We start from the raw sequence: 14,202 nt of genomic DNA on the forward strand, positions 1-14,202 counted from the left end.
AGAATCACAGTGAAACCAGGTGCATGCCCGGCTTGGTCTCTTCCAGCAAGGTGACGATACCGGCCACCGTGAAGGCGACGTCGGCGCGCAGGCTCGCACGATCGATGTCGAGCGACCGCAGGCCCATTTCGCATACGATCAGGCGCGCGCCAAGCTCGACGCAGGCTTGCAGCAGAGTCTCGAAGTCGCCGACGCCGCGCGCGCGGTTGCCGGCGTCGCGATCCCAGTCGCGGAGCGCGGGGGGCGAACCCTGCAGGGCGCGGATGCCCCCCATGGTGAAGAACAGGACGGCCGGCTTGTTGACGGCCAGCGCCGCCGCTGCCAGCGCCAATCCGTAGTGGACGCTTTCGTAGTCGTCGGAGCGCAGGATGACGGAGACGCCCCCTGCATTCAGGGCGTCGCTCATGCGTGCGCCCCCGAGACGTCGCCGCAGGTCGGGCAATCGATCCGCTTGGTGACCGCCAGCGTCTCGAAGGAGGCGTTGAGCGCGTCGTAGAGCAGCAGCGACCCGGAGAGCGAACGTCCGACGCCCAGGATCTCCTTCACCACTTCGGTGGCCTGCAGGGTGCCCAGCGTGCCAGCCAGGGCTCCCAGTACGCCGGCCTGCGCACAACTCGGCACGGCGTCTTCCGAGGGAGGCTCGGGAAAGAGGCAGCGCAGGCAGGGATGCCCTGCGCCCTGCCACGCCTTGTAAGTCGAGATCTGGCCGTCGAAGCGCAGGATCGCCGCCGAGACCAGCGTCTTGCGCAGCCCGTAGCAGACGTCGTTCAGCAGATAGCGGGTCGCGAAGTTGTCGCTGCCGTCGGCCACGATGTCGTAACCGGCGATGATGCGCCCGGCATTATCCGCCGTGAGGCGCTCGTCATGGGCTTGCACGCTGACTTCGGGATTGATCTCCGCCAGCGCGCGGCGTGCGCTTTCGACCTTGGAAAGGCCGATGTCGGATGTGCGGTGAATCACCTGCCGCTGCAGGTTGGAGAGATCGACCGTGTCGTGGTCGATCACACCCAGCGTGCCGATACCGGCCGCGGCGAGATACTGCAGGAGGGGTGCGCCGAGACCGCCGGCGCCGACGACCAGTACTTTCGCGGCAATCAGCCGCGACTGGCCGATGCCGCCGATCTCCGCCAGCACGATATGTCGCGCGTAACGGCGGATCTGCGTTTCTGACAGGTCAGGCAGCGATGTCATGGTCCGCTTATAGCATGGCGAGATGCCATGGATGCCTGTAGAGCCACCGCGCAATGAACACCACAACTCGTCCGACCCTGTCGCCGCTCCTCTTGGCGGTGCTCGCGTTGTTGTCGGCCTTCACCCCGCTTTCGATCGACATGTACCTGCCGGCCCTGCCGGTGATCGCGGTCGACCTCCAATCCTCACCCGGCGACATCCAGCTCACCTGTCGGCCTTCATGATCGCCTTCGGCGTGGGGCAGGTCTTCTATGGCCCCGCGGGCGACCGGTTCGGCCGTCGCCCGGTCATCCTCATCGGCCTGGTGGTCTATGTGCTGACGAGTATCGGTTGTGCGTTTGCGGCGGCGGCAGGCCATCTCATCACCCTGCGTTTCCTGCAGGGCCTCGCCGCCTGCGGCGGCGTCGTCCTGGCGCGCACGATGGTGCGCGACCTTGCTGAAAAGGATCACGCCGCGCGCGCCATGTCGCTCATGATGGCCTGCACCTCCATCGCGCCGATGCTGGCGCCCGTGATCGGGGGCCAGGTGATGTGGTTTGCGGGTTGGCGCGCCATCTTCTGGGTGCTGGCCTCCGCCGGTGTGATTGCCTTCGTCGTCGCGTGGTTCCAGCTGCCGGAGACGCTGAAGCCGGAGTATCGCCAGCCGCTGGTCTTCACCCAGATCCTGAAGCGGTTCGGCGAGCTGCTGACCACGCGCACCTTCATCGGCTACGCCTTGACCTCGTCCTTCATGTTCGCCGCCCTGTTCTCGTACATCTCGGGATCGCCGTTCGTCTTCATCGAGCGCTACGGGATTTCGCCCCGCTTCTACGGCGTGGTGTTCGGCGGCATGGTGGTCTTCATGACCATCGGCAGTCTGTTCAATGCGCGGTTCGTGCGCCGGCTGGGAGCCGGGCGGATCCTGCGCTTCGCGGTGATCGTTCCGGCCGTGTCCGGTGCGGCGGCGATGGTCATGGGCTGGATCGAGGCACGGTACGGCACGATCGGCCTGTGGCCCTTTCTGGTCTGCTTCGTCTTCCAGATCGCAACACTGAGCCTGATTGCGCCCAATTCGACCGCGATGGCGATGCAGCACTACCCGCACATGGCCGGCACGGCGTCGTCGCTGATGGGCGTCATGACGTTCGGGGCCGGCGCGATCTTCGGCGCGATCGTCGGGCAGACCTTCGATGGCACCATCGCGCCGATGACGACCGCGATGGGCGTCGCGGGCATCCTCTGTCTCATTTCCCACCGCACACTGGTGCGGCGCGGGTAGATCAGCGACGCAAATCGATCGTCTGCAGGTCGCCACGGTCGTTGCCGACGGCCAGCCTGAAGCCGTCGGGTGACCAGGCGAGGCAGGTGATGGCGGAGCCATCGGCCATCTTCAGCACGACCGAGCGTTTTGTCCGGATGTCGCCGAGCTGCAGCTCGCCCGAATCGTAGCCGCCGGCCACGAACTCTGCCGCCGGGTGCGCCGCGACCACGGTCATGAGGCCGGCGCCCTCGTCGCCGAACTGCAGCGGCGGCTTGCCTTCCGGTCCCTTGCCGGCGAACGGCCAGGCGGTGAAGACCGGCTGCGAGGAGGTGTAGAGGAAGCGCGCGTCGGCGGTCCACGACAGCGACCTCACCTTGGCGGGATAGCCCTGCATGCGCATGTCGGTGGCCTGCGCCACGCGCCAGACATGGATGTCGTTCTCCTGTGTGCCGGTGGCGATGAACTTGCCGTCGGTGCTCCAGCGCAGCGCCACGTGGCTGCCCTGCCAGGCGAAGCGGCGCGGCGGCAGGGCGACGTCCTTGCTCAGGCTCCACACGGTGATGCCGCCGTAATGCGCGCAGGCCACCCGGCTGCCGTCCTTGCTGAAATCGAGTCCGGCCACCGTGCTCGGATGCGGGCCGAATTCGCGGACCTCGCCATCGCGGAACAGGAACATGCTCTTGCCCGCCGAGGCGGCGACCGCGCCCGTCTTGTGGGCGACGAGATGCTCGAACCACTTGCCCTTCTGCGCCAGCAGTTCGGTGGCCGTGCCGTCGCCGGCGATGCGCAGCACGCGGCCATCGTCGCCGCCGCTCACGAAACCGTCGCCGGCCGGATCGCCGACCAGCGAGAGCACGACGCCCTTGTGCAGCGGGTCCGCCGCGTCGGGCGCGGCCGCTGTGACGTCGGTGGGCAGGAGGCGGACCTGGCCGTCGCCCAGTGCGAAGGCGACGGTCGTGCCGTCGCGGTTGAAGGCGCAGGCTGCCACCGGAGCGTCGGTGGCGAGGGAGCGGGCCGGCGGCAGCGTCTGCTGCCAGGCCGGGTTGGCGAGATCGATCTTCACGGTCCTACTTCAGGCAGTCTTCAAAGGCGCGCTGCAGGTTGTCGCCGTCGAGGTTGCGGCCGATGAAGACCAGCTTGCTCGACCGCTTCTCGCCGTCCTTCCACGCCGTACCCCAGGCGCTGTCCATCATCATGTGGACGCCCTGGTAGACGTAGCGGCGCGGTGCGCCGTCGATCGCGAGGATGCCCTTGCTGCGGAAGATGTCGGCGCCCTTGATCTGCAGCAGCGCGCCCATCCACTTCTGGAACTTGTCGGGATCGACCGGCCGGTCGGCGGTGATCGACAGGCTCCGGACCTCGTCCTCGTGATGATGGTCGTGGCCGCTGTGCAGGAAATCCGGCTCGAACTCAAGGATGCGGCCGAGATCGAACGCGCCCTTGTCGAGGATGGCGTCGAGGCCGATCTGGCTCTTCTGTGTGTGGAAGATGCTGGCGTAGCGGTTGATTCCGCGGATCCTGTCCTCGACCTTCTTGAGCTCGTCGGCGCTCACCAGGTCGGTCTTGTTGAGCAGGATCACGTCGGCGAACGCCACCTGCTGCTCGGCCTCGCTGCCCTGCTCGAGCTGGCCGAAGAAGTGCTTGGCGTCGATCACGGTGACGATGGCATCGAGCCGCGTCCTGGCCTTGACGTCCTCGTCGGTGAAGAAGGTCTGCGCCACCGGACCGGGATCGGCGAGGCCGGTCGTCTCGACAAGGATGCCGTCGAACTTGTCCTTGCGCTTCATCAGCCCTTCGATGATGCGGATCAGGTCGCCGCGCACGGTGCAGCAGATGCAGCCGTTGTTCATCTCGAACACTTCCTCGTCGGCATTCACCACGAGGTCGTTGTCGATGCCCAGCTCGCCGAATTCGTTCACGATGACGGCGTACTTCTTGCCGTGCTGCTCGCTCAGGATGCGGTTCAGCAGGGTGGTCTTGCCGGCACCGAGATAGCCGGTCAGCACGGTCACGGGAACTTGCGCCGATGTCTGTGGGATGGCCATAAAAAGGTCCTCGAAATTGACCTTTGAGATAGGGTGGGACGTGCAAAGAGTCCAGTTGCGACCGTTTATTGACAGCGCGCGAGGGCATCGCCTAAACGTCCGATAGCAAGACGCACGAGAAGATCGCGTCATTGGAGTTGGGGGATTGGATGGGCTTACGTGGTCTGTTGTTCGTTGCGTTGGCTTTCGTCGTGGCCGGCTGCGAAACCTACTCGGCGCCCCGCTACGGAATGTCTGCCGACAATATCGTCGCCTTGAAGAGTTTGGCGCCTGCCCAGATTGCGGTCGGCCCCTTCGCCGAGGCACAGCAGTTCAGCGACGGCTGTCGCGCCGCAGGTCCCATTATGGCTGCCGACCGACTGGGTTTCGGCGCCTATATTCGCAAGGCATTCATCGACGAATTGAAGATCGCTGGTGTCTACGCTGACAATGGCAGCGTCACCCTGACGGGAACGCTCGACAAGCTCGCCTTTTCCTCGACGGTCGCCTACTGGGACATCTGGCTTACAGTCAGCTCCTCGAACGGCAGGTCTATCAGCGTGCAGGAGCACTATGCATTCGACGGCGCCTTTGCTGCCGTTACCGCCTGCAAGCGTGTCGCCGATGCCTACTTTCCGGCAGTGCAGAACGTGTTGCAGAAGCTGATCGCGTCCCCCGATTTCCGCAGCTTGGTCTCTCCGAACTGACGCGAAGCTACGGGCGTTCGCCCCTGATCAGCTTGGGCAGGTCACCGACCGTGCCCATGGCGTGGCGGACGAAGAACTTGCGCAGCGCGGGCACGCGGTTCACCGCGGCGAGGCCCGCGTCGCGCACCATCCTGAGCGGCGCGATGTCGTTGGAGAACAGGCGATTGAGCAGGTCGGTGGCCGCGACCATGGTGAAATTGTCGGCCCGGCGCCACTGCGCGTAGCGCTCGAGCGTGTCGGCGCTGCCGACGTCGAGGCCGAGGCGCTTGGCGTCGACCAGCACCTCGACCAGCGCCGCAATGTCCCGCACGCCGAGATTATAGCCCTGGCCCGCGATAGGATGGATGCCGTGCGCGGCATCGCCCACCAGCACCAGCCTCGTGTCGATGTAGCGTTCGGCGTGCACGAGGCGAAGCGGATAGGACCAGCGCGGTCCCGCCGGCACAACCGGCCCGAGATGGTCGCCGAACCGCCGCGCGAACTCCGCCTGGAAGCGCGGTGCATCCAGTTCGAGCAGGCGGCGCGCGAGATCGGAGCGTTCGGTCCACACGATGGAGGAGCGATGCTCGCCGCCGGGGCCGTCGGTCATCGGCAGGATGGCGAAAGGACCGCCGGGCAGGAATTTCTCCTGGGCAATGCCCCGATGCGGCTCGGCATGGTGGGCCACCAGGACGATCGCGATCTGGTCGTACGACCAGTTGCGCGCGCCGATGCCCGCCTCTTCCCGCATCGAGCCGAGGCGGCCCTCGGCCGAAGCAATCAGGCGGGTCGCGAGGCGTCGGCCGCTCTTCAGGGCCAGGCCGGCGCGCGCCGGCCCGCGCTCGGTCTCGATCACCTCGTCGGGCGACACGAGTTCGACCCGCGGGCAGGCGGCGAGCCGGCGCAGCAGAGCCGCGCGCAGGAACCGGTTCTCGACGATCCAGCCCATCGGTGCAGCCGTCTCGGGATCCTCGGCGGCCTCGCGATGATCGAAATGAAGGAAGAACGGGCTCGCGCGGCCGTCGTGGCCTGCGTCGGAAATGCGGATGTCGCGGATCGGCTCGGCTTCTGCCGACACTTCGTCCCAGACTCCCAGCGCCTCGAACAGGCGCTGGCTGGTGTAGGCGATGGCGGTGGTGCGGCCGTCGAAGCCCGGCTCGGCCAGGGAGGCCAGTGGCACTCGGTCGATCAGCGCGGTCGAAAGGCCCGATTCGCCGGCGGCCAGGGCCAGAAGGCTGCCGTTGAGGCCCGCGCCGACGACCGCAAGATCGAACGGGGCAGGGCCGGCGGGGACGGGATCGGAGGGACGGCTATCCATGGACCATAGATGGCAGCCGCCCCGAGGGGCGGCAACCCTCTATGGTCACGTGGATCGGTCGATCGAGATCAGAACGACTTGGCGATGCCGAGGATGACGCGGCTGGCGCAGTTCTGGGTGCCGAGGCAGTCCTGAACGCTGAGGTTGGTGCCGGTGTAGACGGCGGAGAGGTCGAATCCGTAGACGGAGACGACGAGGCCGAGCTGCCAGTCCCAGTAGTTGTCATTGGGGATGCCGTAGTTGGCGAAGCGCTCGACATACTGGTTGCCGATGGTGCCGAAGGCCTTGAACGCCACGTTGTCGTTGACGTGGAGGAACGGCATGGGAACGGTGAGCGAGGCCCACTTGTACCAGGCGTTGCCGGAGTTGGCGAAGAAGTTGGGGCTGTAGCGGACGGCCGCGCTGAGCTGGGCGACGCCGAAGTCGTAGCCGGCGACGAGGCCGAACTCATTGAAGTCGTAGAACAGGTTCGAGGGGGCGCTGAGGTAGTTGTAGCGGATGTAGCCGAGGTCGAAGGTGAGCTTGTCGTCCATGAGCTTGAGCTTGAGACCGGTGAGCAGGTCGATCTCGGCGGTGGTGCCGGTGCCGGGGAAGTTCACGTTGGAGCCCCAGGCGCCGACATAGGCGCTGAGCGGGACCTTTTCGCTGACGGTGGGGGTCTCGTAGCCGAGCGACGCCTGGATGGCGATCTGGCGCTGGGTCTGCGAGATGCCGCGATAAGAATAGTCGTTGAGGACGGCGAAGCCGGCGGTGAAGTTGCCGCCGAACGGAGCCTTCCAGGTCTCCTTCTCGGGTGCCGCCTCAGTCGCCGCATTCGGCGTACCCTGAGCCGTCTGCTGATCCTGCGTGACCGTTACGGTCTGCGGATTTGGCGTGCCCTGTGCACGAGCAGCGCTCGTTGCATAGATTGTGACCAGCGCAGTAGCCAGAACAGCGGTTTTTTTAAGCAACACGACCACCCCCAAAGACTTATGACTTGTTTCCGCCCCAATCCCTGCAAGCAGCGTGCCAGACTAGGGGGTGCAATTTGTTGTGAGCCTTTTGGCACGACCCTTGCTCACGACGAATTGAACTTTGGGGGCGGGCGTGCCGCCCGTTGGAGGATAGGCGCAAATGAAAATGATCGTGGCAATCTTCAAGCCCTTCAAGCTGGACGAGGTCAGGGATGCCCTGACGGCGCTCGGCATCCAGGGCTTGACCGTAAGCGAAGTGAAGGGGTTCGGCCGTCAGAAGGGCCAGACCGAGATCTATCGCGGCGCAGAGTACGCCGTGAGCTTCCTGCCGAAGGTGAAGATCGAGGTCGTGATCGACGACATCCTGGTCGAGCGCGCCGTCGAGACCATCCGCAAGGCGGCCGGCACCGGCAAGATCGGCGACGGCAAGGTCTTCGTCCTGCCGGTCGAGCAGGCGATCCGCATCCGCACCGGTGAGTCCGGTATCGAAGCGCTGTGATCCGACACCAGAATCAACTCGAGAACCAGGGGACAACGATGAAGTTCAAGACCAATTCGGTGCTGGCGGGCGCGGGGGCGGCCGCGGTGCTGCTTCTGCCGGCGCTTGCGCTGGCCCAGGCCGCCGCGACGCCTGCTCCGGCGGCGGCGCCCAAGCTCGATACCGGCGACACGGCGTGGATGCTGACCTCGACGGCGCTCGTTCTGATGATGACCATTCCGGGTCTCGCGCTGTTCTACGGCGGCATGGTCCGCAAGAAGAACGTGCTGGCGACGGTGATGCAGAGCTTCGCCATCACCTGCATGATCTCCGTCCTGTGGCTGATCGTGGGTTACAGCCTGGCCTTCACGCCGGGCAGCTCGATCCTCGGTGGGCTCAGCCGCATCTTCATGTCGGGCCTGACACTCGACGGCGTGCATGATCTCGCCAAGACGATTCCCGAAACCGTCTTCATGACCTTCCAGCTCACCTTCGCGATCATCACGCCGGCGCTGATCGCCGGTGCCTTCGCCGAGCGCATGAAGTTCTCGGCCATGATGTGGTTCATGGCCCTGTGGTCGCTGATCGTCTACGCGCCGATCGCCCACTGGGTGTGGGGCGGCGGCTTCCTCGGCGACTGGGGTGTTCTCGACTATGCCGGCGGCACGGTCGTGCACATCAACGCCGGCGTCGCGGGCCTCGTCTGCGCGCTCGTCATCGGCAAGCGCAAGGGCTTCGGCACCGAGAACATGGCGCCGTTCAACCTGGTCTACTCGGTGATCGGCGCGGCCCTCCTGTGGGTGGGCTGGTTCGGCTTCAACGCCGGCTCCGCCGTCGGCGCCAGCCCCAACGCCGGCATGGCGATGGCGGTCACCCAGTTCGCCGCAGCCGCGGCGGCCATGGCCTGGATGTTCGCGGAGTGGGTGACGCGCGGCAAGCCGTCGGTCCTCGGCATCATCTCGGGTGCGGTTGCCGGCCTGGTCGCCATCACCCCGGCCTCGGGTTTCGTGACCCCGATGGGTGCGTTGGCCATCGGCATTGTCGCCGGCCTGGTCTGCTTCTGGGGCGCCACCGGCCTCAAGAAGGCGATGGGCTACGACGACTCGCTCGACGCGTTCGGCGTGCACGGCATCGGCGGCTTCGTCGGCGCCATCCTGACCGGCGTGTTCGCCGTGGAAGTGATCGGCGGCGAAGGCAAGAAGGGACTGATCGACGGCAACGCCGGCCAGGTCCTGACGCAGCTCTGGGGCTCGCTGGTCTGCATCGCCTGGTGCGCGGTCGCCACCTTCATCATCCTCAAGGTCGTCGATGCCCTGATCGGGCTGCGCGTGACGAACGAGGAGGAAATCGAGGGTCTCGACATCAACCTGCACGGCGAGACGATCCACTAGGACCGTCTCCTCCTCGAGATCGGGAACCCTTCTCTCCTCCTGGTTCCCTCTCATCCGCCGCGACGTGTCGCGGCGGACCCTCGGGCCCGGCGAGTCTCTCGCCGGGCCCGCTTTCTGTCTGGAATTTGACGCCGCGAACGCGACGGGCCAGTCTGGGGGCCAATGCCGGAAGGCAGGAGGGGAAAGCAGATGAAGCTCGTGTCCGCCATCATCAAACCGTTCAAGCTCGACGAGGTGCGCGACGCGCTGACCGGCGTCGGCGTGTCGGGTCTGACGGTGAGCGAGGTCAAGGGCTTCGGCCGTCAGAAGGGCCAGACCGAGATCTATCGCGGCGCCGAATATCTCGTGAGCTTCCTGCCCAAGGTGAAGATCGAGATTGTGGTCGACGACGGCCAGGTCGAGCGTGCCGTCGAAGCGATCCAGAAGGCGGCGCACACCGGCAAGATCGGCGACGGCAAGATCTTCGTCACGCCGGTCGAGCAGGCCGTGCGGATCCGCACCGGCGAATCGGGCTCCAACGCGCTGTAGGCGCAAATTCAGTGCTCATGGAATAGGCAATCGGCGGCTGCGGCGTCGTGGCCGACTAGCGCTTGTGGTCGGGCGGCTTGCGCCCGCAAGCCCTTCCTTCATCTCAAGAAACAAGCCTATTCCATTGTTGTGATTGGCTAATTTGTTCCATAGAATGTGGCAATAGGCGGGCCATCACCGGTCGGCACCTTTTGTTTTGTTCGGCCGGTTCGGCCACTGGATACGAGAATGTTCAATCCGCGCCTGACCGAGACGCTGACAGACTTTCCCTTTGCGCGGTTGAACGCCCTCATCGCTCCCATCGCGCCGCCGGCGCACCTGTCGATGATCAACATGTCCGTGGGCGAACCGCAGGGCGCGATGCCCGCTTTCGCGCGGCAGATCGTGATCGACGAGGTCGATGGCTGGAACCGCTATCCTCCCAACCAGGGCCTGCCCGACCTCAACCTCGCGATCTGCGAATGGCTGACGCGCCGCTACAAGCTGCCGGCGGGCCTGCTCGATCCCAACCTGCACGTCCATCCGACGGCCGGCAGCAAGGAAGGCGTCTACATCATCTCGACGGTGGCGACGCCGCAGGAGAAGGGCGGGGGCAAGCCGATCGTCGCGCTGCCCAACCCCTTCTACCAGGCCTATCTCGGCGGCGCGGTGCTGTCGGGCGGCGAGCCGCTGCTGGTCAATGCCGAAGCCTCGAACGGCTTCCTGCCCGACTATGAGAGTCTCGATGAAGCGACCTGGAAGCGACTGTCGGTCGTCTATCTCTGCTCGCCGGCCAATCCGCAGGGCGCCATCGCCAGCAAGGACTATCTGCAGAAGCTGCTGAGGCTCTGCCGCAAGTACGACACTGTGCTGGCGGTCGACGAATGCTATGCCGAGATCTACACCGGGGCGCCGCCGCCGGGTGCGCTCGAAGCCGCGCTCGAGATCGACGAGACCGGGGGCAAGGATCCGTTCCACAATCTCGCGGTCTTCCATTCGCTCTCGAAGCGGTCCAATGCGGCGGGCCTGCGCTCCGGCTTCATGGCCGGCGATCCGAAGCTCGTCGCGATGGTGCTGCGCTGGCGCAGTTATGGCGGCCCGCAAATTCCCTTCGCTGTCCAGAAGGCGTCGGCGGCGCTGTGGCGCGAGGAGACGCATCCGGTCCAGACGCGCGAATGGTACGTGAAGAATTTCCGGATCGCCGAGCAGATCCTGCACAATCGCTTCTCCTACTATACCCCGGGCGGCGGCTTCTTCCTGTGGCTCGACGTCGGCGACGGCGAGGAGGCTACGCGCAAGCTGTGGGGCGAGGCGCACGTCAAGGTGCTGCCGGGCGCCTATGCCTGCCGCGAGACCAACGGTGTCAACATTTCCCAGCGCTACATCCGCGTGGCGCTGGTGCATGACGAGAAGACCACCCGCGAGGGGCTCCAGCGCCTCGCGTCCGTTCTCTAGGGAGCGCAACCGCGCATGGCCATGCTGAGCGTCTCTTCAGCGTTGCAGCCCAGAACCTCCATCCTGCCGGAGGGCGGGCGCGATTTCCTGCGACGCCGCATGATGGAGATCGTCGGCGTCGCCACCGCGGGCTTCGGTCTGGCGCTGATGATGGCGCTGTTCACCTACAGCCCCGGCGATCCCTCGCTCAATCACGCGACGGCGCGCGCGCCCAACAACCTGCTCGGCCTGCCGGGAGCCTACATCTCGGACCTGCTGCTGCAGACCTTCGGCCTTGCCATCATCCTGGCGCCGGTCGCCTTCATCACCTGGGGCGTGCGCATGGTGCGCACCCATCATCTCGGATTCTTCGGGCTGCGTCTTTCGCTGCTGCTTCTGGCGCTGCTGATGATGAGCGTGGCCTGCGTGGGGCTGGGCGATGTGGGCGGCGCTGCCACCCATGCCGGACCGGGCGGACTGGTCGGCCTGGCCCTGGTCGGCCGCTTCCGCGAGCTGGTGCTCACCCATTCGAGCGGCGGCGCCTTGACCCTGATCGAGCCTGCCGCAGCGGCCCTGGCCTTCATCGCGATGGCTCCGGCGCTCGGCATGAACCGTACGGACCTGCCGCTGATCTTCCGCATCCTGCGCGCGCCCTTCCTGTGGGTCGTGCTGGGGATGCGCGCGGCCGTGGATCTGTGGCGCGGCAAGCCGCAGGCGCTCGAGGACGAAAACGAGCTGCCGGCGCCTCATATCGGCTATGCCGAGATTCCGGGTGAGATCGACGCCAGCCAGTACGATCCGGCACAGTTCGAGACCCGCTACGAGCAGATCCCCGAGGAAGGCACGGTGATGCCGGCGCGCGACTCGTTGATGGTCGATGCACCCTATGCGCCGATCGAGCGGCCGGCCGACGACATTCCCGAGGCGCCCGGTGGTTCTCGCATGCACTCGCCGGTGCTCGACGAGGCGGCACCTTCCCACGTCCAGGAGCGCACCTTCCTCAGTCGTCTTACCGGCGGCCTGCGGATCGAGCCCTTCATGCGTCGCTCGGCGACGGCCTCCCCGACTGCGGCCGAACGCATCGAGCCGGGCTTCGGTGGTTACGACGCCCCGCCGCCGTCGCCGGACCACTACCGGCAACCGGTCGCCGACGAGGAGTTCGAGGCGCCGCCGACGGTGACGGCCGCGCCGGCGCATCTGCCCCTCGCCGATGAGGCGGTGGACGAAGAGACCGACGACAATCCGTTCACGCCCGACAATGCGCTCGACGTCGAACAGCCCGTCGCCGCTCCGGCTGCCCCCGCGGCCGTGAAGATCGTGCCGCGCAAGTCGGCCGCCGCGCAGGGAAAGCGCGCCGCCAAGGCCGGGCAGCGCGAGCTGGCCCTGGGGGCGGAGTATCAGCTGCCGCCGCTCGACATCCTGTCGCTGCCGTCGAGGGTCAACGCCCAGCCCAAGATCGACGAGGAGGCGCTGGAGCAGAATGCGCGCCTGCTCGAGACGGTGCTCGAGGATTTCGGCGTCAAGGGACAGATCGTGAAGGTGCGGCCGGGTCCGGTCGTCACGCTCTACGAACTGGAACCGGCGCCCGGCACCAAGTCCAGCCGCGTCATCGGCCTTGCCGACGACATCGCCCGCTCCATGAGCGCCGTCTCCGCGCGCGTCGCCACCGTGCCGGGCCGCAACGTCATCGGCATCGAGCTGCCCAACGCCAAGCGCGAAACGGTGTTCCTGCGCGAGCTTCTGTCGACCAAGCACTACGAGGATGGCCGCCTCGGCCTGCCGCTGGCGCTGGGCAAGGATATCGGCGGCGATCCGGTCATCGCCGACCTCGCCCGCATGCCGCATCTGCTGATCGGCGGCACCACCGGCTCGGGCAAGTCGGTGGCGGTCAACACCATGATCCTGTCGCTGCTCTACCGGCTGACGCCGAATCAGTGCCGCTTCATCATGATCGACCCGAAGATGCTGGAGCTCAGCGTCTACCAGGACATTCCCCACCTCCTGACGCCCGTCGTCACGGAGCCGCGCAAGGCGATCGTCGCCCTGAAGTGGGTGGTGCGGGAGATGGAAGACCGCTACCGCGCCATGAGCGCCGTCGCCGTGCGCAACATTGCGGGCTACAACGAGAAGCTCGCCGAGACAGCGCGCAAAGGTGGCGTGCTGACCCGCAAGGTCCAGACCGGCATCGACCCCGAGACGCGCAAGCCGACCTTCGAAGACGAAGAGATGGACCTGACGCCACTGCCCTTCATCGTCGTCATCATCGACGAGATGGCCGACCTGATGCTGGTCGCGGGCAAGGAGATCGAGGCGACGGTGCAGCGCCTCGCCCAGATGGCGCGCGCCGCCGGCATCCATGTCGTGATGGCCACCCAGCGGCCGTCGGTCGACGTCATCACCGGCACCATCAAGGCCAATTTCCCGACCCGAATCTCTTTCCAGGTGACGTCCAAGATCGACAGCCGCACCATCCTGGGCGAGCAGGGCGGCGAGCAGCTGCTGGGCCAGGGCGACATGCTGTACATGGCCGGCGGCGGCAAGATTGCCCGTGTCCACGGCCCGTTCGTGAGCGACGGCGAGGTCGAGGAGGTGGTCCGCCACCTGCGGGCCCAGAGCGCGCCGGCCTATATCGAATCGGTCACCGACGATCCCGACGGCGAGGGCTCGGGCACCGGGTTGCCCGGCGACGCCGAGGAGGTCGAGAGCGACCAGCTCTACGATCAGGCCATCGCGCTGGTGGCGCGCGAGCGCAAATGCAGCACGTCTTTCATCCAACGTTACCTCCAGATCGGCTATAACAGGGCTGCCCGCATCGTCGAGCGCATGGAGCGCGAGGGCGTGGTCAGCTCCGCCAACCATGTCGGTAAGCGCGAGGTCCTGGCCCGCGACATCGACGACCGGGAGCGCTGAACGGCCGTCTGACCGACGGGCGAACGAGGTACGATGACAGATCAAGCCCCGCCCGGACCGGTTTCCGGGA

14 protein-coding genes are annotated in these 14,202 nt (G+C 66.3%); 8 read left to right on the plus strand and 6 right to left on the minus strand.

Going from position 1 to position 14,202, the window contains the following annotated elements; translation table 11 throughout:
* Positions 1 to 4 precede the first annotated feature (4 nt).
* Positions 5 to 406 (minus strand): DsrE family protein, encoded by a 402-nt coding sequence (locus tag ACQY78_RS18140; protein WP_428677323.1) that lies wholly within the window; start codon positions 404 to 406, stop codon positions 5 to 7.
* Entirely contained in the window at positions 403 to 1,191 is a 789-nt protein-coding gene (locus ACQY78_RS18145) for a HesA/MoeB/ThiF family protein (protein ID WP_428677325.1), read from the minus strand. The genes ACQY78_RS18140 and ACQY78_RS18145 overlap by 4 nt, the downstream gene beginning before the upstream one ends.
* Before the next feature lie 53 nt (positions 1,192 to 1,244).
* On the opposite strand from ACQY78_RS18145, the gene ACQY78_RS18150 reads away from it, so the two are divergent.
* Together ACQY78_RS18150 and ACQY78_RS18155 are read left to right on the plus strand one after the other, a co-directional pair.
* Positions 1,245 to 1,415: a hypothetical protein gene (locus ACQY78_RS18150; protein WP_428677327.1), complete on the plus strand. Its 171-nt coding sequence runs from the start codon at positions 1,245 to 1,247 to the stop codon at positions 1,413 to 1,415.
* Positions 1,412 to 2,449 (plus strand): Bcr/CflA family efflux MFS transporter, encoded by a 1,038-nt coding sequence (locus ACQY78_RS18155; RefSeq protein ID WP_428677329.1) that lies wholly within the window; start codon positions 1,412 to 1,414, stop codon positions 2,447 to 2,449. Before ACQY78_RS18150 ends, ACQY78_RS18155 begins: the two co-directional genes overlap by 4 nt.
* A gap of 1 nt (position 2,450) precedes the next feature.
* On the opposite strand, the gene ACQY78_RS18160 is transcribed toward ACQY78_RS18155, so the two are convergent.
* Positions 2,451 to 3,494 (minus strand): WD40 repeat domain-containing protein, encoded by a 1,044-nt coding sequence (locus ACQY78_RS18160; protein ID WP_428677330.1) that lies wholly within the window; start codon positions 3,492 to 3,494, stop codon positions 2,451 to 2,453.
* A 4-nt stretch (positions 3,495 to 3,498) separates the two neighbouring features.
* On the minus strand, positions 3,499 to 4,470 hold the full coding sequence (locus ACQY78_RS18165) for a CobW family GTP-binding protein (RefSeq protein ID WP_428686431.1): 972 nt from the start codon (positions 4,468 to 4,470) through the stop codon (positions 3,499 to 3,501).
* Between the two features lie 155 nt (positions 4,471 to 4,625).
* On the opposite strand from ACQY78_RS18165, the gene ACQY78_RS18170 reads away from it, so the two are divergent.
* Positions 4,626 to 5,162, plus strand: coding sequence for a hypothetical protein (locus ACQY78_RS18170; protein WP_428677332.1), 537 nt, complete (start codon positions 4,626 to 4,628; stop codon positions 5,160 to 5,162).
* Between the two features lie 7 nt (positions 5,163 to 5,169).
* On the opposite strand, the gene ACQY78_RS18175 is transcribed toward ACQY78_RS18170, so the two are convergent.
* Entirely contained in the window at positions 5,170 to 6,459 is a 1,290-nt protein-coding gene (locus ACQY78_RS18175) for a UbiH/UbiF/VisC/COQ6 family ubiquinone biosynthesis hydroxylase (RefSeq protein ID WP_428677333.1), read from the minus strand.
* Positions 6,460 to 6,527: 68 nt separating this feature from the next.
* Entirely contained in the window at positions 6,528 to 7,412 is an 885-nt protein-coding gene (locus ACQY78_RS18180; RefSeq protein ID WP_428677335.1) for a TorF family putative porin, read from the minus strand.
* A 160-nt stretch (positions 7,413 to 7,572) separates the two neighbouring features.
* On the opposite strand from ACQY78_RS18180, the gene ACQY78_RS18185 reads away from it, so the two are divergent.
* The 5 genes from ACQY78_RS18185 to ACQY78_RS18205 all read left to right on the plus strand — a co-directional run bounded on the left by ACQY78_RS18185 (position 7,573) and on the right by ACQY78_RS18205 (position 14,132).
* Complete coding sequence (locus ACQY78_RS18185; protein ID WP_298312750.1) at positions 7,573 to 7,911, plus strand: P-II family nitrogen regulator; 339 nt, start codon at positions 7,573 to 7,575, stop codon at positions 7,909 to 7,911.
* 38 nt (positions 7,912 to 7,949) lie between these two features.
* On the plus strand, positions 7,950 to 9,281 hold the full coding sequence (locus ACQY78_RS18190) for an ammonium transporter (RefSeq protein ID WP_428677337.1): 1,332 nt from the start codon (positions 7,950 to 7,952) through the stop codon (positions 9,279 to 9,281).
* Positions 9,282 to 9,470: 189 nt separating this feature from the next.
* Positions 9,471 to 9,809 (plus strand): P-II family nitrogen regulator, encoded by a 339-nt coding sequence (locus ACQY78_RS18195; RefSeq protein ID WP_295133713.1) that lies wholly within the window; start codon positions 9,471 to 9,473, stop codon positions 9,807 to 9,809.
* 228 nt (positions 9,810 to 10,037) lie between these two features.
* On the plus strand, positions 10,038 to 11,243 hold the full coding sequence (locus tag ACQY78_RS18200; protein ID WP_428677339.1) for an aminotransferase class I/II-fold pyridoxal phosphate-dependent enzyme: 1,206 nt from the start codon (positions 10,038 to 10,040) through the stop codon (positions 11,241 to 11,243).
* A gap of 15 nt (positions 11,244 to 11,258) precedes the next feature.
* Positions 11,259 to 14,132 (plus strand): DNA translocase FtsK, encoded by a 2,874-nt coding sequence (locus ACQY78_RS18205; protein WP_428677341.1) that lies wholly within the window; start codon positions 11,259 to 11,261, stop codon positions 14,130 to 14,132.
* Positions 14,133 to 14,202 lie beyond the last annotated feature (70 nt).

Source organism: Reyranella sp., from assembly GCF_965279625.1.
Taxonomy (GTDB): domain Bacteria; phylum Pseudomonadota; class Alphaproteobacteria; order Reyranellales; family Reyranellaceae; genus Reyranella.